Origin of the sequence: Streptomyces sp. NPDC058246, assembly GCF_042881985.1 — a bacterium.
Taxonomy (GTDB): Bacteria; Actinomycetota; Actinomycetes; order Streptomycetales; family Streptomycetaceae; genus Streptomyces.
Window position 1 is genome coordinate 68,540 of the sequence record NZ_JBHVWZ010000032.1, and the last position, 21,965, is coordinate 90,504.

Annotated in this window: 22 protein-coding genes; 9 read left to right on the forward strand and 13 right to left on the reverse strand. The window is 72.1% G+C overall.

Annotation, left to right across the window (positions count from 1 at the left end; genetic code table 11):
- Positions 1–51: 51 nt before the first annotated feature.
- Positions 52–867 carry a chitosanase gene (locus tag ACFVXA_RS33155; protein WP_362032471.1) on the reverse strand — a complete coding sequence of 272 codons (816 nt, stop codon included), beginning with the start codon at positions 865–867 and terminating at the stop codon, positions 52–54.
- 221 nt (positions 868–1,088) lie between these two features.
- On the opposite strand from ACFVXA_RS33155, the gene ACFVXA_RS33160 reads away from it, so the two are divergent.
- Entirely contained in the window at positions 1,089–1,706 is a 618-nt protein-coding gene (locus ACFVXA_RS33160; RefSeq protein ID WP_383741441.1) for a TMEM175 family protein, read from the forward strand.
- Between the two features lie 65 nt (positions 1,707–1,771).
- Positions 1,772–2,278, forward strand: a complete 507-nt coding sequence (locus ACFVXA_RS33165; protein ID WP_384024864.1) for a hypothetical protein — start codon at positions 1,772–1,774, stop codon at positions 2,276–2,278.
- Here ACFVXA_RS33165 and ACFVXA_RS33170 read toward each other — a convergent pair.
- Complete coding sequence (locus ACFVXA_RS33170; RefSeq protein WP_390028122.1) at positions 2,224–3,783, reverse strand: MFS transporter; 1,560 nt, start codon at positions 3,781–3,783, stop codon at positions 2,224–2,226. The genes ACFVXA_RS33165 and ACFVXA_RS33170 overlap by 55 nt on opposite strands.
- 90 nt (positions 3,784–3,873) lie before the next feature.
- Between ACFVXA_RS33170 and ACFVXA_RS33175 the strand changes: the two genes are divergently transcribed.
- Positions 3,874–4,275 (forward strand): winged helix-turn-helix transcriptional regulator, encoded by a 402-nt coding sequence (locus ACFVXA_RS33175; protein ID WP_383741449.1) that lies wholly within the window; start codon positions 3,874–3,876, stop codon positions 4,273–4,275.
- A gap of 84 nt (positions 4,276–4,359) precedes the next feature.
- Here the strand turns inward: ACFVXA_RS33175 and ACFVXA_RS33180 are convergent, their stop codons facing one another.
- From ACFVXA_RS33180 to ACFVXA_RS33195, 4 genes are read right to left on the reverse strand one after another with little or no spacing between them, the layout of a single operon-like run.
- Positions 4,360–5,565, reverse strand: coding sequence for an FtsX-like permease family protein (locus tag ACFVXA_RS33180; protein ID WP_362032483.1), 1,206 nt, complete (start codon positions 5,563–5,565; stop codon positions 4,360–4,362).
- Positions 5,562–6,368 (reverse strand): ABC transporter ATP-binding protein, encoded by an 807-nt coding sequence (locus ACFVXA_RS33185; RefSeq protein WP_384024858.1) that lies wholly within the window; start codon positions 6,366–6,368, stop codon positions 5,562–5,564. The genes ACFVXA_RS33180 and ACFVXA_RS33185 overlap by 4 nt, the downstream gene beginning before the upstream one ends.
- A complete protein-coding gene (locus ACFVXA_RS33190) occupies positions 6,365–7,621 on the reverse strand; it encodes a peptidoglycan-binding protein (RefSeq protein ID WP_390028124.1) in 1,257 nt (418 codons plus the stop codon). The genes ACFVXA_RS33185 and ACFVXA_RS33190 overlap by 4 nt, the downstream gene beginning before the upstream one ends.
- Entirely contained in the window at positions 7,614–8,138 is a 525-nt protein-coding gene (locus ACFVXA_RS33195; RefSeq protein WP_362032492.1) for a hypothetical protein, read from the reverse strand. The genes ACFVXA_RS33190 and ACFVXA_RS33195 overlap by 8 nt, the downstream gene beginning before the upstream one ends.
- Positions 8,139–8,430: 292 nt before the next feature.
- On the opposite strand from ACFVXA_RS33195, the gene ACFVXA_RS33200 reads away from it, so the two are divergent.
- Both ACFVXA_RS33200 and ACFVXA_RS33205 read left to right on the forward strand, forming a co-directional pair.
- Entirely contained in the window at positions 8,431–9,087 is a 657-nt protein-coding gene (locus tag ACFVXA_RS33200; protein ID WP_384024855.1) for a response regulator transcription factor, read from the forward strand.
- A 149-nt stretch (positions 9,088–9,236) separates the two neighbouring features.
- Positions 9,237–10,607: an ATP-binding protein gene (locus tag ACFVXA_RS33205; protein ID WP_362032533.1), complete on the forward strand. Its 1,371-nt coding sequence runs from the start codon at positions 9,237–9,239 to the stop codon at positions 10,605–10,607.
- A gap of 95 nt (positions 10,608–10,702) precedes the next feature.
- Here the strand turns inward: ACFVXA_RS33205 and ACFVXA_RS33210 are convergent, their stop codons facing one another.
- The 4 genes from ACFVXA_RS33210 to ACFVXA_RS33225 all read right to left on the reverse strand — a co-directional run bounded on the left by ACFVXA_RS33210 (position 10,703) and on the right by ACFVXA_RS33225 (position 13,950).
- The gene (locus ACFVXA_RS33210) at positions 10,703–11,125 is read right to left on the reverse strand and encodes an acyl-CoA thioesterase (RefSeq protein WP_390028125.1); all 423 of its coding nucleotides are present in this window, start codon (positions 11,123–11,125) and stop codon (positions 10,703–10,705) included.
- Between the two features lie 94 nt (positions 11,126–11,219).
- Positions 11,220–11,861, reverse strand: coding sequence for a hypothetical protein (locus tag ACFVXA_RS33215; protein ID WP_390028127.1), 642 nt, complete (start codon positions 11,859–11,861; stop codon positions 11,220–11,222).
- 42 nt (positions 11,862–11,903) lie between these two features.
- A complete protein-coding gene (locus ACFVXA_RS33220) occupies positions 11,904–12,566 on the reverse strand; it encodes a histidine phosphatase family protein (RefSeq protein ID WP_383741464.1) in 663 nt (220 codons plus the stop codon).
- A 175-nt stretch (positions 12,567–12,741) separates the two neighbouring features.
- Complete coding sequence (locus ACFVXA_RS33225) at positions 12,742–13,950, reverse strand: pyridoxal phosphate-dependent aminotransferase (protein WP_390028129.1); 1,209 nt, start codon at positions 13,948–13,950, stop codon at positions 12,742–12,744.
- Between the two features lie 85 nt (positions 13,951–14,035).
- Between ACFVXA_RS33225 and ACFVXA_RS33230 the strand changes: the two genes are divergently transcribed.
- The gene (locus ACFVXA_RS33230; RefSeq protein WP_390028130.1) at positions 14,036–14,671 is read left to right on the forward strand and encodes a winged helix-turn-helix transcriptional regulator; all 636 of its coding nucleotides are present in this window, start codon (positions 14,036–14,038) and stop codon (positions 14,669–14,671) included.
- Between the two features lie 140 nt (positions 14,672–14,811).
- On the opposite strand, the gene ACFVXA_RS33235 is transcribed toward ACFVXA_RS33230, so the two are convergent.
- The 3 genes from ACFVXA_RS33235 to ACFVXA_RS33245 all read right to left on the reverse strand — a co-directional run bounded on the left by ACFVXA_RS33235 (position 14,812) and on the right by ACFVXA_RS33245 (position 18,850).
- Positions 14,812–15,660, reverse strand: a complete 849-nt coding sequence (locus ACFVXA_RS33235; protein ID WP_390028132.1) for a hypothetical protein — start codon at positions 15,658–15,660, stop codon at positions 14,812–14,814.
- Positions 15,660–16,925, reverse strand: coding sequence for a VWA domain-containing protein (locus ACFVXA_RS33240; protein WP_390028134.1), 1,266 nt, complete (start codon positions 16,923–16,925; stop codon positions 15,660–15,662). The genes ACFVXA_RS33235 and ACFVXA_RS33240 overlap by 1 nt, the downstream gene beginning before the upstream one ends.
- 140 nt (positions 16,926–17,065) lie before the next feature.
- Positions 17,066–18,850: an IucA/IucC family protein gene (locus ACFVXA_RS33245; RefSeq protein ID WP_390028135.1), complete on the reverse strand. Its 1,785-nt coding sequence runs from the start codon at positions 18,848–18,850 to the stop codon at positions 17,066–17,068.
- 105 nt (positions 18,851–18,955) lie between these two features.
- Between ACFVXA_RS33245 and ACFVXA_RS33250 the strand changes: the two genes are divergently transcribed.
- The 3 genes from ACFVXA_RS33250 to ACFVXA_RS33260 are packed head-to-tail and all read left to right on the forward strand — an operon-like array spanning position 18,956 to position 21,729.
- Positions 18,956–20,485 (forward strand): IucA/IucC family protein, encoded by a 1,530-nt coding sequence (locus tag ACFVXA_RS33250; RefSeq protein ID WP_384024873.1) that lies wholly within the window; start codon positions 18,956–18,958, stop codon positions 20,483–20,485.
- Between the two features lie 42 nt (positions 20,486–20,527).
- The gene (locus ACFVXA_RS33255) at positions 20,528–21,442 is read left to right on the forward strand and encodes a HipA family kinase (RefSeq protein ID WP_362024755.1); all 915 of its coding nucleotides are present in this window, start codon (positions 20,528–20,530) and stop codon (positions 21,440–21,442) included.
- Positions 21,439–21,729: a SelT/SelW/SelH family protein gene (locus ACFVXA_RS33260; RefSeq protein ID WP_383741478.1), complete on the forward strand. Its 291-nt coding sequence runs from the start codon at positions 21,439–21,441 to the stop codon at positions 21,727–21,729. Before ACFVXA_RS33255 ends, ACFVXA_RS33260 begins: the two co-directional genes overlap by 4 nt.
- The last annotated feature ends 236 nt before the right edge of the window (positions 21,730–21,965 follow it).

A 21,965-nucleotide genomic window follows, 5' to 3' on the forward strand; every position in this document is an offset into this window, starting at 1 on the left:
GTCACACCAGCGGATCCCGGCGGGCCCGTGGCCGGTGGCCGGGGGTGGGCCTCAGCCGATGTGGTAGCTGTCCCCGTACACCTTCCAGTCCAGCGGCGGATCCAGGTTCAGATTCCGCTTGCGCACGAAGACCCGCTGCTCGGTGTCGACCCGGCTGGTGTCCGAGTGCGCCTCCTCCTGCTTCATCGCCCACACGCGCGCGTCGAGGAAGGCGTTCAGATACGTCACCTCGTCGCCGCCCTGGGCGGGCGGCTTGGCCTTGGCCAGCGCACGCCTGCGGATGCTGCTGAAGCCGGTGCTGTCGCCGCCGTCGCCGTGCATCACGATGGCGTCGTAGTACGTGAACTGTCCGAGGACACCGATGCCGTCGGCCTTGCCCTGCTTGACGGCCGGGTTGAAGTAGACGCGGTCCCGCTCGTCGTTCTGGGCCTGCTGGAACGCCGAGTCCTGGGCCGCCCTGCGCCAGTCGCCCTGGAAGCCGGGGTCGAGGCCCTGGTGCGAGTCGCTGCCGTTCACGTCGCGCAGCGCGGGCAGGTACTTGGCGAGGACGTTGCCGGGCTTGCGCTGGGTGTAGAGCTCGACGAGGTCGAGCATGTCGCCGGTGCCCGAGCAGAAGCCGATGATCCCGGCGGTGTAGCCCCGCCCGTCACCGATGTCCTCGATGTACTGGTACTGCGCCTTCCAGTCCAGCGAGGAGTTCTCCGCGCTGGAGACCAGCTTCATGGCGATCTCCTTCTTCGCCGGGTCGTCCAGGCCGGCCGGTGCGGCGGTCGCCGACTGGGTCGCGAGGACGGGGCCTGCCACCAGCGAGGCTCCGATCAGGGCGAGCAGGGTGCGACGGGACGTGCCTATGTGGGGGGTGTGCACGGTACCTCCGATGGGGGTGTGTCATGGGCACTTACTGTTAGGAAAGTTTCCTACCAGAGATTGAACGTGACGTATACCCGTCAAGAGAGGGGGAGTTGACGGACCCGCGCCCTCAGTCGTGCTCCGCTGGGCTACGGTCTGAGCCCACAGATCACGCATGGGCTGTACGTGGCGCGTGCACGAGCCACGTACGGACTTGCTCGCAACGGGGAGAGTCGGTCATGAACGAGTCGGGCCGCGTGGAGGCCTTCAGCGACGGTGTCTTCGCCATCGCCATCACCCTGCTGATCCTGGAGATCAAGGTCCCCGAGGTCGGCGAGCACGGCGGACTGTGGCACGCTCTCGGCGCCCAGTGGCCCTCGTACGCCGCCTACGTGGTCAGCTTCCTGGTCATCGGCATCATGTGGATCAACCACCACCAGGTCTTCGGCTATGTCGCCCGGGTCGACCGCACATTGATGTTCCTGAATCTGCTCGTGCTGATGGTCGTGGCCGCCGTGCCCTGGCCGACGGCGATGCTCGCGGAGTATCTGCGCGAGGACGAGACGTCCCATGTCGCGGCCGCCGTCTACAGCATGGTGATGGTCGCGATGGCCCTGGCCTTCCAGGCTCTGTGGTGGCACCTCACCCGCACCGGCCACCTCTTCGACACCCGCGTCGACGTCGAGGCGGCCCGCCGCACCCGCGTCCGCTTCGCCGTCGGCTCCCTCGCCTACCCCGCGACGGTCGGCCTGGCCTTTGTCTCCGCCCCGCTGACCCTGGCCGTGCACGGCCTGATCGCGGTCTACTACGGCTTCAACCAGGTACCGGTGCCGACGCGGGCCGAGGCCACCTCCTGAAAGCGCGCCGTGCCCGGTCTCGCGCCGGGCGGGACGCGGCCGGTCGTACCGTCCGGGCAAGCGGGTTGGAGTGGACGATCCCACGTCCCTCGTCGTTCGCCTCCAACATCCTCGGCTGGGCGGCGGCGATCAGCTCCGGCACGCCGGTGCCCGACCTGACCGGGCCGGGCGCGCGGGGCGTCATCGACCCGCGCGATGTCGCCGAGGTCGCGGTGGAGGCGCTGCTCGCACCCGGACACAGGGGCCGCTTCTACACGCTGACCGGCCCCGAACTCCTCACCACCGCTGACCAGGCGGCCACCCTCGCGGAGGTCCTCGGCCGCCCGGTCACCACCGTGGACGTGCACCCGGACGCGGCCCGTGAGCAGTACCTCGAGGCCGGCATGTCCGAGGTCTACGTCGAGGGCGTGCCGGCAGGCGTCGCGTATGCGCGCGGCGGCGGGAACGCCTTGCTCACGGAGGACGTGCGCGAGGTGCTCGGCCGTGCGCCGCGTACGTATACGCAGTGGGCGCGCGATCACAGGGAGGCGTTCGCGCGGGTCCGACGGTCGGCCTCCGCCGCGGGGGCGTGAACGACGCGCTTCGGCCGCAGGAGCGCCGCGGCCAGTGCGAGGGCCGCCGCCGCGATCCCAGTGGCCACCGTGAACGCCAGCCGGTAGCCCTCCGCCGTGGCCGCGACGAGTTCCCGGCCCCCGCCCAGGAGATGGTCGGTACGGCTCGCGGCCAGGGTCGTCAGCACCGCGAGACCCAGGGAACCGCCCACCACCTGCGTGGTGTTGAACAGCCCGGAAGCCAGCCCCGCGTCCTCCTCGCGGGCGCCCGACATGGCGAGCCCGGTCACCGCGGGCATGGCGGCCGCGAAACCGGCGGCGAGCAGGAGCAGCGGCGGGAGGACGTCGGTGACGTACGCGCCGTCGACCGGGGCCCGGCTCAGCAGGGCCATGCCCGCCGTGATGAAGGCGAGTCCGGCGAGCAGCACCCGGTACGGGCCGAAGCGGGCGTTCGTGCGCGCGGACAGGCCGAGCATCAGCATCCCGATCGCGATCGGCGCGGGCAGGAACGCTGTTCCGGTGAGCAACTCGCCGTACCCGAGCACCCGTTGGAGATAGAGCGCGCCGATGTACTGGAAGCCGTACATCCCCGCGATCATCAGGATCTGGACGCCGTTCGCGCTGGTCAACACGCGCGAGCGGAAGAGCCGCAGCCGCAGCAGGGGGCGGGCCGCGCGCGCCTGGCGCACGGTGAACGCCACGAAGAGAGCGAGCGAGACCGCCGCGAGGACCAGGGTGCCCCCGAGCCCTCGGCCTCCGGCGCCGACGATCGCGTACACCGTCAGCATGAGGGCGCCCGTGACCAGGGCCGCTCCTGGGTAGTCGGCGCCCTTGCCGAGCCCGACTCCCTTGTCGGGAGCGAGAATCCGCAGCGCGGCGACCCATGCCACCACTCCGATGGGCAGGTTGATCAGGAAGATCCAGTGCCAGTCGAGCGCCTGCGTCAGCGCTCCGCCGAGGAAGGTGCCGAGTGCTCCGCCCGCCGCGCCGACCGCGCTGAACACGGCGATGGCGCGGGCCTGTTCACCCGGCTCGGGGAAGAGCGCGACGAGCATGCCGAGGACGACGGCCGAGGTCATCGCCCCGCCGACACCCTGCAGCGCGCGGGCCGCGACGAGCAGGCCCTGGCTGGTGGCGACCCCGCACAGCACGGACGCCGCCGTGAACACGGCGAGCCCGGCGGCGAACATCCGCCTGCGGCCCACCAGGTCCCCGAGCCGTCCCACGAGCAGCAGCAGCCCGCCGAAGGGGATCAGATAGGCGTTCACGACCCAGGCGAGTCCCGGACCCGAGAAGCCGAGATCGCTCTGGATCGCGGGCATCGCGACCGTGACGATGTTCCCGTCCAGGATCGTCATCAGCGTGCCCGCGCACAGCACGACGAGTGAGGCCCAGCGGGAGTACGTTCGTGGTGTCGGTGTCGGTGTCGGTGTCGGTGTCGGTGTCGGTGTCGGTGCCGCGGCCGCGGCCGGCCTTGCTGTCGGCGTCGGGGCCGGCGTCGTGGGTGGCTCGGTCGGGGACGGCATGGCGATGGCCTCGGCTTTCTCCAAAGGTGCACGACTTGTAACGGGGTACATCGTGGGTGACCATGGAGACCGGCATAAGGAGGCACCTCGATGTCCCAGGGGAACACCGGTGTTACCTCGCAGGCCGTGCTCGCGCAGGCGTGCCCGGTCCGCGAAGTTCTTGACAGGGTCGCCGGAAAATGGAGCGTGCTGATCATCGTGGCCGCCGCGCACGGCCCGATCCGCTTCACCGAACTGGAGCGCAGTGTGGAGGGCATCAGCCGCCGCATGCTGACCCTCACCCTGCGCAATCTGGAGCGCGACGGGCTCGTCACGCGCACCGTCCATCCGACGGTGCCGCCGAAGGTGGAGTACGAACTCACGCCTGTGGCCCGTGAGTTGCACGCCACTCTGTTGTCGCTGACCGACTGGGCCGAGCGGCATCGCGTCACGATCGCCGAGTCCCGCGCGGCCTACGACGCCCAGCACCGGCCGGAGTTGCTGGACGTGTAGGCCATGCTCCGAGGACGCCCGGATCCATGGCGCCGGCTTCACTGCGCCGACCTCAGGGGATCGGTCGGCTTCAGGGGGCCTGCTTCAGGGCGTCGCGAGCGCCTCGGTCGGGGACAGCCGCGACGCCCGTATCGCCGGATACAGCCCGGCGAGGCCGCCGATCACCAAGGTGGCCTCGACGCCTCCGGCCAGCGCCCACGGCGGTACGACGGTCGGCCAGCCCTGGTAGAGGGCGTACCCGGTGGTGACGGCCAGGCCCAGCAGGGCGCCGGCCGCGCCGCCAAGGGCCGACAGCAGCAGGGACTCGGCGAGGAACTGCGTACGGATCTGTCCTCGCGTCGCGCCCAGCGAGCGGCGCAGCCCGATCTCGGCCCGGCGCTCGAGGACCGAGATGACCATCGTGTTGGCCACGCCCACCCCGCCGACGAGCAGTGCCACCGCGCCCAGCCCGAGCAGCAGCCCGGTGAACGCCTCGCCCGCGGCCTGCTTGGCCGCCAGCGCGTCCGAGGGCCGGGAGACCTGGACCTCGCTCGGCGCCTCGGGGTTGGCGGTGGCGCCCAGTACCGAGCGGACGGCGGGGACGGAGGCGTCGGCGGAACGGGTGTAGACCGTGGTGGCGTGACCGTCGAAGCCCAGCTCCGACTCGGCCACCGGCCAGCCGACCAGGGTCGCCGTGTCCAACTCCGGTGTCAGCGGCGAAGGTTGGAGGATCCCGACGACCGTGAACCAGCTGCCGCCGACCAGCACCTGGGCGTCCGGGCTCGCGTGGCCGACCCCGAGCCGCTGGGCGGCCGTCGCGCCGAGCACCGTCGCCGGGTGACGGCCCGTGGCACCGTTCAGCCAGCTGCCGCTCGCCAACTCCGCCCCGATCGTGGCCCGTAGCGACGTACGGGCCGCGTACACCGCGATGCCGTTCGTCTGCGCCTCGGGGATCCGGTCGGTGCGGTAGACCTTCGCGCCCTCGGCCCTGCCGACCGCCGACACCGCCTCCACACCCTCGATGCGGGACACCATCGTCTCGGCGGTGGAGGGGAGTTGGGCTTGGCCGCCGGTCAGGCTGGTGCCCGGTGACGCCGTGAGCAGATTGGTGCCCAGCGCCGCCAGCGCGCGGTCCAGATCCGCTCGGGACGAGGACGAGATACCGACGACGGCGACCATCGCCGCGATGCCGATGGCGATGCCGAGCGCCGAGAGGAAGGCCCGCAACGGCCGGGTGCGCAGGCCCACGGCGCCGACTCGGACGACGTCGGCGGGGCTGAGGCGGGCGGGGCGCAGTATGTCGATGGTCATCGGACCGCCCTCCGTGCCGCTCGTTGTGCCGCCTTCCGCGCCGCTTCTTGTGCTGTTTCTAGTGCTGCTTCTTGTGCCGATCCTCGTGCCGCTTCCTGTGCCGCTTCCTGTGGTGCTTCCGGGACAGCCCCCGGTGCCTCGTCGGCCGAGTCCTCGACCAGCCGGCCGTCCCGCATGCGGACGCGCCGTGGCAGCGACGCGGCGATCTCCCGGTCGTGGGTGATGATCACGACCGTGGTTCCGGTGGCGTGCAGATCGCGCAGCAGCTTCATCACGCCCAGGCCCGCCACGGAGTCGAGCGCGCCGGTCGGCTCGTCGGCGAGCAGCAGCGGGGGGTCGCCGGCCACCGCGCGTGCCACGGCGACCCGTTGGCGCTCGCCGCCGGACAGCTCGTGCGGTTCGTGGTGCATACGGTGGCCCAGACCCACCCGGCGCAGCGCGACCGCCGCACGACGGCGCCGCTCGGCCGGCCGCAGCCCGGAGTAGAGCAGACCGTCCGCCACGTTCTCCAACGCCGAGGTCCCGCCCGCCAGATGGAACCGCTGGAAGACGAAGCCGATCCGCCGTGCGCGCAGTGCCGAGAGCCGGGCGTCCGACAGCGCGCCCGCGTCGTACCCCTCCACCCGTACGCTGCCCGACGTGGGCCGGTCGAGCGTGCCGAGCATGTGCAGCATGGTCGACTTGCCGGAACCCGACGGGCCCACGATCGCGACGAGTTCGCCGCGCGCGACCGTCAGGGTCACCCCGGCCAGGGCGGTGACGTCGCCGGGGTACACCTTGGTGACATCCGTCAGCGAGATCATGCGGGCATCCCCACCCTCGTGCCCTCGGTGATCCCCTTGCCGGTGATCTCCACCCGCCCGTTCGCGAACAGCCCGGTCACGACAGGCACGTACGCCGTGGTCGACCCCCGTACGACCTCGACGCCGAAGCCGCCCCGCGGAAGCGCGATGAGTGCCGCGACCGGGACGGTGAGGACGTTCTTGCGTTCGCCCGCCGTGAAGAAGACGTGCACCGCGGCCAGTACGTAGGACCTGGCAGCTTTCTGCGCCTTGGCACCGTCCAGCGCGACCGTCACCTTCACCTTGGTCGTCGCTTCCTGGTCCGTGCCGTTGCCGGGATCGACCACGGTGGTGACGTCCCGGACGCGGCCCTCGACCCGTGTGCCGTCCGGCAGCTCGACGGCGACCTTCGTGCCCTTCTTCGCCAGCCGCTGGTCCGCCGTGTCGAGTTCGAGGCCGACGACCTGGGCGGTGCCGGTGTACGACAGCACCTTCTGGCCGGGGCCCGTCGCCGCACCCACCTGGGCGTCGAGGGAGTCCACACGGACGGCCCCCGGGGCGAACGCCACACGGCCGAGCTCTACGGCGCCGGTCTCCTCGAGACCTTGGTCCTCCTGCCACGCCTTCACCGCGTCGGCCGTGGCGTCGGTGTACTCGTCGTCGACCGTGAAGCCGCCGTAGCCGAGCGCCTTGAGATTCCTCTCCAGCTGCTCCACGTCCGCACCCTCGACGCCGGGCTTCAGATCGCGGTACGCGGGAGTCGCGCCGTACAGCAGGGTGACGGGATTGCCGTCCACCTCGTACAGCGTCTCGCCCCGGGTGATCTTCTCGCCGGTGTCCGGGAGTCGGGTGACGGTGCCGGGGAGGCGGCCGGTCGCGGAGCTCGCCGTACCGTAGCCGAGTTCCCCGTCCTCGGACTGGCTGTCCTCGAGGGTCTGGCGGGTCACGTCGGCGGTGGCCGGGGGGAGTCCGGCGGCCGGATCGCCGGAGCCGTCGGGTCCGGCGAGGCCCAGCCCGGCGGCGGCCGCTCCGCCGACCGCCGCGAGCAGACCTACGGCGATGACGGCTTGCCGGCCGCGTCGTTTGGGGCGCCCGGAGCGGTGGGGTTCGGCTGGGGTGTGTGCGGGGTGGGTTTCCGGTTGCTCCTGCGGCGTCCGCTGGGGGTGTGTCTGCTCGGGATGGGTCTGCTCGGGGTGTGCCTGCCTGGGAGGCGTCTGCTCGGGAGGCACCTGCTCGGGTGAGGCGTCGTCGGGCACGATCGCCGCCTCACCCATTGCCGGCCTTGTCGTTGGACGGGCCGTCGCCCTTAGGGGCGTACTTGTCGCACGTCTTCTGGGCCTTCGCGAAGTCGGGGTCGTTGGCGATGTCTCCCGTGATCTGAAGGCCGGCCTTGCCCGGCTCGGGGTCGGGGAAGGCCTCCACACCGTTGTCACGCATGCATTGGGCCAGCTTGCGCACCCGTGCCTCCGCCTCGGGGTCGGCACTGGCGTCCCCGTTCTGCATGGGGTCGTACTTGCGGCAGTCCTCCATCGCCTTGTCCACCGTGGCCTTGGGGAGGTGGCCGGTGATCCGGAGCCCCTTTCCGGGCTCCGGGTCCTCGACGTCCACGCCGTGCTCGCGCAGGCACTGCGCGAACTTGACGCCCTGGTCGTCCTTCGCGCTCTTGCTCGCCGCCGCACCTGCTGTGGAGGTACCGTCGCCGTCGGAGCCGCATCCGGACAGGAGCAGGGTCAACGCCAGGGCGAGCGCTGGTGGGAGGGCGGTCGGAGTGCCGCGGGTCCGCGTCCGCATCGTGTCGTCTCCTCGTCTCGGGGCCGGAGGTGCTCTCCGACCGCTCGCCAGGAGGGAACAGGAACGGGTGTTTCCCCAGCGTTTCCACGGCACTTGTGTGCCTGGGGGCTCCTGCCCTGCGCGCGCCGGGGGACGACTTCTGACGGATCCGGGAACGATCACTAACGGAAAGGAAACACACCTCCCTGCACTCTGGCCGTGCTGCTTGCTTGTCGCTTGTCGCTTGTCGCTTGTCGCGTCGCGCGTCCTGCGCCGTGCCGAGCGCGCTGCCCAGAGGAAGGTGTGGCCCCGAATGCGGGTACTGGTGGTCGAGGACGAATCGATGCTCGCCGACGCGATCGCGGAGTGGCTGCGCGGTCACGCCCACGCGGTCGATACGGCGTACGACGGCGCGGCGGCGCTGGAACGCGCGACGGTCGTCGACTACGACGTGGTCGTGCTCGACCGCGACCTGCCACTCGTGCACGGTGACGACGTGTGCCGTGAACTGGTCGCCTCCGAGTCGACCGCGCGGGTACTGATGCTCACCGCCGCGGCCGAGGTCACCGACCGGGTCATCGGTCTCGGTCTCGGCGCCGACGACTATCTCGTCAAACCCTTCGCCTTCCCTGAACTCACCGCTCGCGTACTGGCGTTGGGGCGCCGCTCGCGGCCTGCGGCGCCTCCGGTGCTGCGCCGGGCGGCGCTCACCCTGGACCCGGCCCGGGGCGAGGTGTTCCGGGGCAGCCGTTATGTGCCCCTGTCGAAGAAGGAGTTCGCGGTACTGGCCGAGCTGCTGCGGGCCGAGGGGGCCCCGGTCTCCGCCGAGCAGCTCCTGGAGAAGGCGTGGGACGAACACGCCGACCCCTTCACCGGGGCCGTCCGCCTCGCGGTGCTCAAGCTGCGCCGCAAGCTGGGGGACCCGCCCGTCGTGGAGACCGTGACGGGCGTCGGATACCGGATCCCGTGAGCGGGGCGGAGCCGCGCGCCCGGGCGCGGACCGGAGGATCGTCTTTCGTGGAGCGGGCCGGGGGGTCGGCTGCCGTGTCGTCCTTGGAGCGGGCGCGGGAGCGGGAGCGAGGCGCGGCCGCCCCGCCTTCCGAGGAGCGGGCCGCAAGCCTGCCCGCCGCCGCACCGGCCCGGTCGTCGCGCCGCCGGCGTCGGCTCCTACCGCGCCGGACGACTTTGCGCGCCCGTCTCACCCTCGTCTACGGCGGCCTCTTCTTCGCCGGCGGCGTGGTTCTGCTCGGCGTCACCTACGCGTTGCTCACACAGCAGCTCGACCACTCCGGCCAGAAGGTCGTCTCCGAGACGCGGGCGAAAGGGAGCGCGCCGACCGGCGCCCCGCACGGTGCGCCCGCGCCCTCCGCCGGGTCCGGCAGCGCGCCGTCCACCGGGTCCGGCAGCGCTCCCTCCGCCGAGTCCGGCAGCGGTCCCTCCGCCGAACCCCACAACGAGCGGACCCTCGTCTCCGCCGGGGGCAGGACCCCTCCGCCGGGCGTCACCGACCTGGAGAAGTGGATGGACGCCGAGCGCGACAGGCTCCGCAAGGCCGCCACTTCCTCGCTGCTCACCGAGGGCGGCCTCGCACTGCTCGTCGTCGGCGGCGCCGCGGCCGGCTTCGGCTGGCTGATCGCGGGGCGCGTACTGACACCGCTGCACCGGGTCACGGACACCGCGCACCGGATCGCCAGCGCGCCCGCCGCCGACCGCGGCCTGCACGAGCGCATCGCGCTACGCGGCCCGGACGACGAGGTCAAGGATCTCGCCGACACCTTCGACACCATGGTCGAGCGGCTCGACCGCTCCTTCGACGGCCAGCGTCGCTTCGTCGCCAACGCCTCCCACGAACTGCGCACCCCGTTGACATTGGGCCGCGCCCTGGTCGAGGTCGCCATGCACCGCGCGACCGCCTCCGAGGACGTCAAACAGCTCGGCGAGCACCTCCTGGAGATCAACACCCGGCACGAGCGCCTCATCACCGGACTGCTGCTCCTCGCCCGTTCGGAGCACGAGATCGCCGAACGGCTGCCCGTGGACCTCGCCGACGTCGTGACCCATGTGGCTGCCCAGGTCGTGGGGGAGGCCGGGCGGGCCGGTGTCACCGTGCAGGAGAAGGCCGGGGAGGCGCCCGTCCTCGGCGACGCCCTGCTCCTCGAACGCCTCGTCCACAACCTCGTCGAGAACGGCATCCGGCACAACACCGGGGAGGGCGGATGGGTCCAGGTGGTCAGCCGCACCGGTGATGACGGCCGGGTGGAGGTGGAGGTCACCAACTCCGGTCCCGCCGTGCCGCCGTACGAACTGCCCTCCCTCTTCGAACCCTTCCGCCGCCTCGGCGCCGATCGCGTGGTCACCTCGAAGGGTGCGGGCCTCGGCCTGTCCATCGTCCGCTCCATCGCCCGCGCCCACGGTGGGGAGGTCGCCGCCCGCCCACGCGAGGACGGCGGCCTGACGGTGACGGTCAGGCTTCCGGTGGAGGTGGTCTGACGGTGGTGGTCAGGCTTCCGGTGGAGGTGTGGGCCGACGGGTAGGGTCCCGCCCCTCCGGCGAAGGGCATAGGAGGCCCTACGGCCGGCTGCGGCTCAGAACCCGAACGCCTCCGGATCGGACGCCAGCGCCTTGAAGACCTCCCGGGGGTCGGCCACCAGCCTGCGCCGCTCAAGATCCAGCAGTCCGCCGACCGCCGAGATCTCGGCGGACACCGTCCCGTCCGTCTTCCGGATCGTCTGCTCGACGCGGAAGCTCTTGCCCTTGCCCCAGACGAACGCGCACGTCACCTCGACATCGTCCCCCGCGCGCAGCTCCCGTATGTAGCGGATGGTCGTCTCCAGGGCGACCGGGCCCACGCCCTTGCCTATCAGCTCCGTCTGGCTGATCCCGGCCGCCAGCAGCAGCGACCAGCGCGCGTGCTCCGCGTACTGCAGATACACGCTCTGGTTGAGGTGTCCCTGCACATCGGTCTCGTACCCGCGGACGGTCACTGGGACGGAAAACTGCTCTGCCACGACTTCCCCTTCAACGACGCTTCAACTGCGGTCAGGACTGGAGGACTTGATCCATCCAACTCCCTTGTACTGCAAGGCATTCCGGCCTCGTCCCTCACACCCGTCGCGGCGAGGCCAGCACATACCGCACCCCCGTGCGCGGCTCCGTGTGCTCGCCGACCTGCCAGCCCGACTCCTCCAGCGTGGCCGCGCAGGCGCGGAGCGCCCCGGGGTCCGGTTCGCGCACGGCGACTGCCTCAGGCTGCGGTGTCGCCCGTACCCGGTACCCACCGCCCTCCGTGCCGCCACCCTCCGCGCCGGCGGGCCGGTGCCCCGCGGCCTCCAGCGCGAGCGCGGCGGCCCGCACCAGATGCGTACGCTCCCACCCGCACGGACGGTCGGCGGCACCGTCCGGGTTGGTCATCCGGCGCAGTTCCAGGAGCCCCTGCCAGGCACTGTGCACCTCGTGTACGCGTGAGGGCCCGGCGTCTCCCGACTCCTCGCCGCCGATCCGCGCCATGAAGACGCCGGCCTCGGGAGCGACGGGGGCCTCGACGGCGGCGACCGGCTCGGGTGTCTCCCGTATGCGATGCCCGGCGGGCGTCAGAAAGTGGTCGTGCGGCGGCCGCGGATGCCGGAAGGCGAGCCCGCGACTCACCAGCGCGGCGAGCTGCGCCTCGGTGCCCTTCAGCCGTCCGGTCACGGGATCGGCGGCCTCCATGAGGCGCCGCTGCGCGGCGGTCGGCGGTCGTGTCACGGCGCGCTCCCTCCCGCCGCCGGTCGGGCCGCGGCGGCTCCCTCAGCCGCCCGTCAGTTGTTCCCCGGGTGTCTGTCCTGCCGAGGGGAGCGGCTCATGGGAACAGTACGCGTCGGGTCTGACATTCCAGCCGGCCACCACATGCCGCCGGTGCTCCGTGCTCAGCCGGCTCATCGTCCCGGTGCCCAGCTGGAAGAGCGCGCCGGCCTCGGCGGGCAGCCCCAGCCGCCGCGCGGTCAGCACCCGCAGGAAGTGCCCGTGCGACACGACCAGCACACTGCCCTCACCCTCGGCGAGCGCCGCGTCGATCTTGGCCAGCATCCGCTCCGCGCGCGCCCCGATCTCGTCCGGGCTCTCCCCGGGGTGCTCGGGCGGCCCGGCCGTGACCCCATCCGTGAACAGGAACCAGTCGGGCCTGCTCCGGTGGATCTCGACGGTCGTGATCCCCTCGTATCCGCCGTAGTCCCACTCGGACAGATCCGCGTCGACCACCGCCCCGCCCACCCCGGCCAGCGACGCCGTCTCCCGCGCCCGCCGCATCGGGCTGACGAACGCCGTCGCGAGGTGATGCCGGGCGATCAGCGGAGCCAGCCTGCGCGCCTGCTCGCGGCCCTTGTCGGTCAACGGGACGTCGGTCGACCCGGTGTGCCGCCCGGACAACGACCACTCGGTCTCACCGTGCCGTACGAGGAGCAGGTCACCCATCGCCGAACCCTTTCTGTCCCTGTTCTGTCCCTGCGTACGATCCCTCCCCTCGTACGGTGACACCGGGCGGCGGTGACCGCAGAACCGGCTGCGCCGGTCGGCCCTACCGCCCAGGGCCGTCCCACTCCCCGGACCTGTCCTACTCCCCGGACTGCCCTCCTGTCGCCGGCCCGCCTTACTGCCGGTACCCGCTCAGGAACCGTCCGATCCGGCTGATCGCCGCGTCCAGGTCGTCGGCGTGCGGGAGGGTGAGGATGCGGAAGTGGTCGGGGCGGGGCCAGTTGAAGCCGGTGCCCTGGACGACCTGGATCTTCTCGCGGAGGAGGAGGTCCAGGACGAACTTCTCATCGTCGTGGATCTTGTGGACCTCGGGGACGATGCGCGGGAACGCGTACAGCGCGCCCTTCGGTTTGACGCAGGAGACGCCGGGGATCTCGTTCAGCTTCTCCCAGGCGCGGTTGCGCTGTTCGTGGAGGCGGCCGCCGGGCGCGGTCAGTTCGTGGATGGACTGGCGGCCGCCGAGCGCGGCCTGGATGGCGTACTGCGCCGGAGCGTTGGCGCACAGCCGCATGGAGGCCAGCATGGTCAGGCCCTCCAGGTAGTTGCGGGCGTGCTGCTTCGGGCCCGTCACCACCAGCCAGCCGGAGCGGAATCCGGCGACTCGGTACGTCTTGGAGAGGCCGCAGAAGGTGAGGACCACCAGGTCGGGGGCGAGCGCGGCGGCCGAATGGTGCACCGCGCCGTCGTACAGGATCTGGTCGTAGATCTCGTCCGCGAAGACCATCAGGCCGTGGCGGCGCGCGAGGTCGAGGATGCCCTCGACGATCTCCTTCGGGTAGACGGCGCCGGTGGGGTTGTTCGGGTTGATGATGACGACCGCGCGCGTGCGGTCGGTGATCTTCGACTCCATGTCGGCCAAGTCCGGGTACCAGTCGGACTGTTCGTCGCAGAGGTAGTGGACCGCCTTGCCGCCGGCGAGCGTCGTCACGGCCGTCCACAGGGGGAAGTCCGGTGCGGGGATGAGGACTTCGTCGCCGTCCTCGACGAGTGCCTGGACCGCCATCGAGACGAGTTCGGAGACACCGTTGCCGAGGAAGACGTCGTCCACGCCGACCTCCAGGCCCCGCTCCTGGTAACGCTGGGCGACGGCGCGGCGGGCGGACAGGATGCCGCGTGAGTCGGTGTAGCCGTGCGCCTGGGGCAGCATCCGGATCATGTCCTGGAGGATCTCCTCCGGCGCCTCGAAGCCGAAGAGCGCGGGGTTGCCGGTGTTGAGGCGCAGCACGCTGTGGCCCGCCTCCTCCAGCGCGTCGGCGTGCTCGATCACCGGGCCGCGGATCTCGTAACAGACCTCGCTGAGCTTGCTCGACTGCCGGAACTCCATGCGCTGCGCCCTCCGGTTCGTGGTGATGCTTGGTTTTACCAAGTAGGCGCTTGGAAAGTCCAACACGATAGCTAGACTGCGTCGCATGTCACCTCGCCGAAGCTACGACCAGTACTGTTCCGCCGCCCGGGCGCTCGACGCCGTCGGTGACCGGTGGACCCTCCTGATCGTCCGCGAGCTGCTCGGCGGACCGCGCCGCTACACCGATCTGCACGCCGACCTGCCGGGGGTGAGCACCGACGTGCTCGCCTCCCGGCTCAAGGACATGGAGCGCGACGGGCTGACGACCCGGCGGCGGCTATCGCCTCCGGGTGCGGTGTACGTCTATGAACTCACCGGTCGCGGACGCGAGTTGCTGCCCGTGCTGCAGGCGCTCGGGGAGTGGGGGGCGGCCGCGCTGGGGGAGCGGCGGGCCACCGATGCGGTGCGGGCGCACTGGTTCGCGCTGCCGTTGCTGCGCGGGCTTGAGGGGCTTTCAGGGGAGGGGCTGGTCGAAGTCCGGCTGGAGGAGGGGGAGTTCCATGTGCGGCTCGGTGCTGAGGGCGGGCCCGTGTACGGGGAGGGGGCCGCGCCGGGGGAGCCGGACGCTCGGCTGGCGCTGGACACCCAGACGTGTGAGGCGGTGAGCCGTGGGGGCTTGACCCTGCTGGACGCGGTGCGAGCGGGGCGGGTCGTGGTGACGGGGGAGGGCACGGTGGCGAAGGTGCTGCGGGAGGTGTGACGCGGAACGGGTTTTCCGCCCCCTTCCCCTCCGCTCCTGCCCTTCCCCTCCGCTCCTGCCCTCCCCCTGAACGACCTCGTCCTCAAACGCCGGAGGGGCTGCAGGAATCAGCCCGTCCGGCGTCTGGGGAGTCAGGCAGGTCAGGCGCCCGGCGGTATCCGTGAAGGTCGGCCCGAACCCCGCGTCAGCGCGTAGCCGCCGATGCCCGCCAGCGCCGCGAGAATGCCGCCGATCGCGGTCCACACCCAGCGGTCGGACCACCAGCCGGAGGCCCAGCCGTCGTCGGGCTCGATCGACGACAGCGCCGCCGTCGACGAGGTGGAGCCCGAGTCGGACTTCTCGGCGGTCGTCGCGATGCCCGGGACCAGGGGCTTGGCGAGCGAGCCGTCGACCGCCGCCGCGCCGCCGATGTCCTTGGAGTCCACCTTGACCTCGGCGCTCACCGGCAGGCCCAGCTCGGAGGCGCCGAGGCCGGTGGCGGTCAGCCGGATGTAGTACGTGCCCGGCAGCGGGTCGTCGGCCCACTGCTCCGACCAGGCGCGGACGGTGCGCAGGGTGCAGGACAGGGCCACGGAGGCCGCGTCCCGCGCCGCCGTCCGCGTCTGCGCCCCGTACTGGCACGCCTGGCGGCGCCGCAGTCCGTCGTACACGTCGATCTGCCAGGTCTCGGCGGCGTTCCGCGTCGACGCCTCCGGCAACTTCACCGTCGCCTTCACGGTGGGCCGCTGCCCGGCGTCCGCGGGGAACGACCAGTACAGGTAGTCACCCGAGGACCCGCTGGCGGTGGCTTCCCGGCCCTGCTCGATCTCCGTCGCCGTACGGAACGACGTACCGGCCTCCGTGGGGGCACCGCCGTCGCCCGACGCACTGGCCGACGGCGAGGGCGAGGAGTCGGCCACGGCGGAGGATGCGGTCACCCCGAGCAGAGCGGGGGTCGCGGCGACGCCCAGCATGAACAGCGTCGTGGTCAACACACGTCGAATACGCATCAGTTGCTCCTCCAGACCGCGACCCGCCAGCGCGAGATCCAGCCCCACAGCACACCCGCGAGGAAGCCGGTGAGTACGAGGGCGCCGAGCAGCCACCAGCCGCGGCCGAGGCCGAACGAGGCCACGTCGCCCGCCTGGTCGGGCCCGTCGACGACGTCGACCGTCAGCTCCAGGGGCAGCCCGGGAGTGGTCTTCACTCCGCTCGCGGCGGAGAATGAGTTGGAGACTTCGAGGCACACGGCCTCGGCGGTGGCGTTCTCGTCGTCGCTCTCCGGCTTCGGGTAACGCAGACCGGTCGAGATGACATCGGTACGGCCGTTGCCCGCCGCCTCACCGCGGACGATCTCACGTCCGTGCCCGGTGACGGCGCGCAGCAACACCCCGTAGTCCGGGTTGACTTCGCGGTCCGCCGCGACGCTCACCGAGGCCCGCAGCTCCTGGCCCGGCTCGACGTCCACGCGGTACCAGCGGTGCTGCGCGAACTCCTCGCGGTCGGTGTAGAGTCCCGACTTCACCGTGGGCGCCTTCGCGCATTCCGCGGCACCTTCCACGGCGACCGGCGTCACCACCGGATCGGCAGCCCGGTCCACCAACTGCCCTACACGGTCGGCGAGTTCCTCCTTGTGCCGGACCGAGGTGTACGTACCGCCGGTGGCGTCCGCGATGCAGCTGAGCTGGTCGCGGGTCTTGGCGTCCGGCACCAGGCCGAGCGTGTCGATGGTCAGGCCGATGCCCTTGGCCGCGATCTCGCGGGCCACCTCGCACGGATCGAGCGGCTGGCAGGTGTCCTCGCCGTCGCTGATCAGCACGATCCGCCGGGTGCCCTCACCGCCGTTCAGGTCGTCGGCCGCCTTGAGCAGGGCGGGACCGATCGGCGTCCAGCCGGTGGGCGTGAGCGTCGCGACGGCGGTCTTCGCCTCGGTGCGGTCCAACGTCCCCACCGGATACAGCTGTGCGGTGTCCTTGCAGCCCGTCTTCCGGTCGTTGCCGCGGTAGTTGGCGCCGAGGGTGCGGATGCCGAGCTGCACCTCCTCCGGCGTCGCGTCGAGCACCTCGTTGAACGCCTGCTTCGCCGCGGCCATCCGCGTCCCGCCGTCGATGTCCCGAGCCCGCATCGAACCGCTCACGTCCAGCACGAGTTCGACCTTGGGAGCGGCCTGCTCCGCCGTTTCGCCGGCGACCGCTCCGGTCGGGAAGGCGATCCCGGCCGTCAGGGCGGCAAGCAGGGCGCAGACTCCTGCTGCCAGCCGTTGTCTTGTGATCATCGGCGGATCCTATTGATCAAAGGTGCCGTGCTTCAAAACGAGACCTCACGAGGGGGCTTCAGGCAGCCGACTTCAGGCAGTGGATTGCAGGCAGCCGACTTCAGGCAGCGGGCTCGGGCAGGGGGCTTCGGACAGGGGTTTCAGCGCGCGAGGCCGGCGGAGCCCGGTCGTCCCGTGAGCGGATTGGGCAGCTCCGCCCAGAGGTCACCGGGCGTTCCCGGTGACAGGCGCATCAGGGTCAGCGCCTTGGTGGGCAGCGGTTCTTCGCGCAGGGCCGTGAGGTCGGGGGTGGCCGGAAGATCCCGTACGACGGTCTCCAGGGCCTCCCGCAGAGCGTGCGTCGAGCCCGCCGTCGCGCCCAGCGCACCGCCGACGAGGGAGCCGAAGAGCTTGCGGCGCAGGGTCGTCTCGTCGTCCGTGACGATCCGCCCGGAGAGGTCCGGGGCCGGGATGCCGTGCCGGGCCAGCCGGGCCGGGCTGATCCGGATGTCGGCCAGGTCGCGGTAGATCAGCCGGAGCGGGGCGCCCGTGGCGGAGAGGACCACCAGCAGGTTCTGGCCGTGCGCCTCCAGGGCCACGCCCAGGTCGAGCAGCCGCAGCCCGACCGTGAGGACGAGCCGGGTGAACTCCGTGAGCCAGACGGGGTCTTCGGGCAATCCGGTCAGCGGCAGCGCGGCCACCGGGACGACCCGCTCACCCGGCCGCGCGTACCCGTCCGGGGACTCCCGCAACACCGCCGCCAGATCAGGGCTGTTGGCGGTGACCGCCCCCAGGGTCCGGGTGATGTGCAGCGGAACGTCCAGGTGATCGGTCAGGCGATCGGTGACCGCCTCCATGAACGCCGAGACGGTCTCGGCCGTCTCGACCGAGTACACCGAGATGTCGCGCACCGAGGAGGTCAGCCGGGCGCTCAACGCGGTCTTGACGTGCGGGCCGCCGTCCGGCAGGGCGAGGGTGCGCAGGGACATCAACGGGTGTGCGGTGAAACGCTCCTGGACCGGACGGTCGAGCACATGGGCCGACTGCCAGGGATGCACCGGAATCAGCACCTGGTCCCCGTCGCGCAGCCACTTCGGCCACTCGCCCGTGACCAGGCAGTCGTCCACGGCCACAAGACCCAGCTCCACGAGCGGCCGGTGCTCGGGCGCGTACGCGAGCTGCTCGGCCGCCGAGAACCCGGGCCGCGAACGGCAGTTGGGGTGGTACGGATGTCCGTCGACGATCCGCTGCTCCCACGGCCAACTCTCTTGAGATTCGGCCCGATCGGCCGCGGACGTGGCCGGCTGACCCGCCCGGGACAGTGCCAAGGAGGCCACGCTGTCGGCGAGTTCGGCCGCGAAGGCCGCGCCGTGCGGCACGGCGAGGGCGTCGAGGAGCCGGGCCGGATGGTCGTAGGGCCGGCCGTCGAGGCGCACCTCGGTGACGTACCCGGAGGTGGAGTACGGGTCCGCGTGCGGGCCGCGCAGCCGGCGGCCGTCGGCCAGATGGAGCGTCAGCCCCTCACCCCCGGAGCCCCGCCCCGGCCCAGCCTCGCGGCCCCGCCCCGGCGCACCTTCGTTGCCCAGCCCACGCCCGGCCCCGCGCCCCGGCCCACCCCCAGGCGCGCTCCCCTGCCCGTGCCCGGATGCGCGCCCCAGCCCGGCCTCGCGGCCCGCCCCACCCCCCGGCTCGCGCCCCGACCCGTCCCCAGCCCCGCGCCTCCCCAGCCCGGCCCCGCCCCGCGTCTCGTCCCCAGGCCCGCCCCCCGGCTCGCGGCGCGTGATCCACGGCAGCGGCTCATACGCCAGCGCCCGCCACAACCGGGTCAGCACGGCCGCCCGGGCACCGGGCAGCGCCGCCGCGTACGGCGCCGACAGGGCGGGTCGTACGACGCTCAGTTCCTCGGCGAGCACGGCCTCGGCCTCGGGCGTGGGGGGACGGTGCACGGTCGGGCTCCTTGCGTACGGGGACTGCGTCGCGGTCGTCCGGGACGGCAGACATACTGATCACCAGTGCACCGTATGGAACGAATGGACCGCCGCGTGGACTCCATGCCCCCCAAGCTTCCCCCGCTCGACAGGGGCACGATCGAAGAGGCCGCCGACGCGTACGCCGCCGCGCCGCTGCTCAATTGTCTCCTGCGGGAGCTGGGAGAGCCGACCCAGGACCCCGGTGTGTTCCGGCTCCGGGCCGGCGGCCGGCTGCTGCGCGTGCGGGGGACCAGGAGACCCACGGAACCCGAGGTGTACGCCGCCGGCGCCTGGCACCGGCTCACCCACCCCGAGCTGGTCGAACTCACCGCCGAGGAACTGCGCCGCGCCACCGGCCTGGCCAACTCCGAGCTGCCCGCGGAGATGATCGACAGCCGTGACGCGGTGGCCGCGCTGCTCACCGCACGGGCCCGCGCGACACCGCCCGACGACCTCTATCTGCGCTCCGAACAGTCCCTGATCACCGGGCACCCGCACCACCCCGCTCCCAAGGCGCGCGGGGGCGGCCCGGTCACCGGCTGGCTGCCCTACGCGCCCGAGGCGTACGCCCGCTTCCCGCCGGCCCTGCTCGCCGTGCGTGAGGACACGGTCGTCGAGGAGGGCGACACGACGGCACTCGACGTCTTCGGCGAGGCCCCGCCCGGCTACCGGCTGCTCCCGGCCCATCCCTGGCAGCTCGACCTGGTCGGCGCCCGCCCGCAGATCCGGGACGCCTTCGCGGACGGCCGGCTCGTCCGGCTCGGGCACACCGCGCGCCCGCTGTGGCCGACGGCCGCCATCCGCACGCTGTACGCCCCCGAGGACGACCTCTTCGTGAAGTTCAGCCTCGACGTGCGCATCACGAACGACATCCGCCGGCTGTGGCGCCACGACCTGTTGAAAATGCGCCGCACCGACAAGGCGACCGCGACGGCCTTCGCCGCCGTGCCGGGTCCCGCCGCCTGGCTCGCCGACCGCGCCTACCGCACCGCCGACTTCGCCTTCGAGGAACTCGCCGTCCTCGTCCGCGACGGACTGCGCGACCACCTCGTCCCCGGCGCGACCCCGCTCCTGGCCGCCGCTCTCGTGGAAGGCTTCGACGGCAGCCCGCTCGACGGACTCACCGACCCGTCCGCCTGGTGGGCGGCGTATCTGCGCCAGGTCGTGCCCCCCGTGCTGGAGGCGTTCGCCCGGCACGGAGTCGTCGTCGAGGCGCATGTGCAGAACACGGTGGTGGCCGTCGACGCCGAGGGGATGCCCGTACAGGCGCTGTTCCGTGACGCGGAAGGCGTGAAGCTGCTGCCCGGTGTGACGCGCGAGGCGGGCTGGGAGCGACTCGTCTACTGCCTGGTCGTCAACCACCTCACCGAGCTCGCCGCGCTCCTCGCCGAGCGTCACCCGGGCATGGACCCGTGGCCCGCCGTACGGCGGGAGCTGATCCGTTACGACACCGAGCGCGGCCTCCCCGAGATCGCCGGCCTGCTCTCCTCGCCCACCCTCCCCGGCAAGACGAACCTGCTGCTGCGCTGGACCGGCGCGGACGGCGCGGACGCGCGCTATGTGCCCCTGCCGAACCCGCTGGCGGGGGAGCGTGGGACAGGGGCGCCGTAATTGCCGGCCGCCCCGGTGACCGGCTGATCTACAGTGGCGAGTGTGCTGCGCGACGTGACCGCTGTTCGATACGTGACCCCGCTGAGGGCGGGCGGCTCCGTGCCCGGAGTCGTCGAGGCCGACGACCTCGGGACGTACGTCGTGAAGTTCACCGGCTCCGCGCAGGGCCGCAAGGCGCTGGTGGCCGAGATCATCGTGGGCGAGCTGGCGCGCGCCCTCGGGCTGCGCTTCCCCGAGCTGGTCCTCGTGCACTTCGACCCGGCGGTCGCCGCACATGAGCCCCATCAGGAGGTCCAGGACCTCCTCCACTCCAGCGCCGGCCTGAACCTGGGCATGGACTACCTGCCGGGCGCGAAGGACTTCACCCCCGAGATCGCCAAGACGTTCCCCGTCGACCCGCTGGAGGCCGGCAAGGTGATCTGGCTGGACGCCCTCACGGTCAACGTGGACCGCACCGTGCACAGCTCGAACCTGATGATCTGGCCCACCTTCGGCACGGCGCCCCCGCGCCTGTGGCTCATCGACCACGGCGCAGCCCTCGTCTTCCACCACCGCTGGGACGCCTCGGCGCCGCAGAAGGCGTACGACTTCCGGCGCCACGCGCTCGGCGGCTACACCCCGGACACCCGGGCGGCCGACGCCGCACTCGCCCCCTTGGTGACCGAGGAACTGCTGCGCTCGGTCCTGGCCGAGGTGCCCGACGCCTGGCTCATGGACGAACCCGGTTTCGCCCACCCGGACGAGGTCCGCGACGCCTACGTCGGCTATCTGCACGCCCGCGCCCGGGCCTCCGCGGCCTGGCTCCCCACGGACTTCCCCACCCGGCAGGAGCTCGCCGCCGAGGACGCCCAGCGCGCGGCGAAAACCCAGGAAGGCCGGCCGAACTGGCTGAAGCGGGTCCCCGACCTGCACGGCAAACCGGCCGCGGAACAGGATTGGTCGGTGCACCTCGGATGACCACGGACACCACTCACCGCGTCCAGATCGAGTACTGCACCCAGTGCCGCTGGCTCCCGCGGGCGGCCTGGCTCGCCCAGGAGCTCCTCACCACCTTCGAGACCGAGCTGACCGAGCTGGCGCTCAAGCCCGGTACCGGCGGCGTCTTCGTCGTACGGGTCGACGACGAGGTCGTCTGGGACCGCCGTGAGCAGGGCTTCCCGGAGCCCACGGCCGTGAAGAGGCTGGTACGCGACCGAGTGGCCCCGGGAAAGACCCTGGGCCACTCGGAGAAGCCGGCGATCTGACCCAGCGGGTCGGCTGTTCGCTGCCGGCCCCGGCTGAGCGGACCGGCTGTTCGCTGCCGACCCCGGCTGAGCTGACCGGCTGTTCGCTGCCGGCCCCGGCTGAGCTGACCGGTTGCTTGCTGCCGACCACGGCTGAGCGGACCGGCTGTTCGCTGCCGACCCCGGCTGAGCCGACTGGCTGTTCGCTGCCGGCCCCGGCTGAGCGGACCGGCTATGCGCTGCCGGCCCCGGCTGAG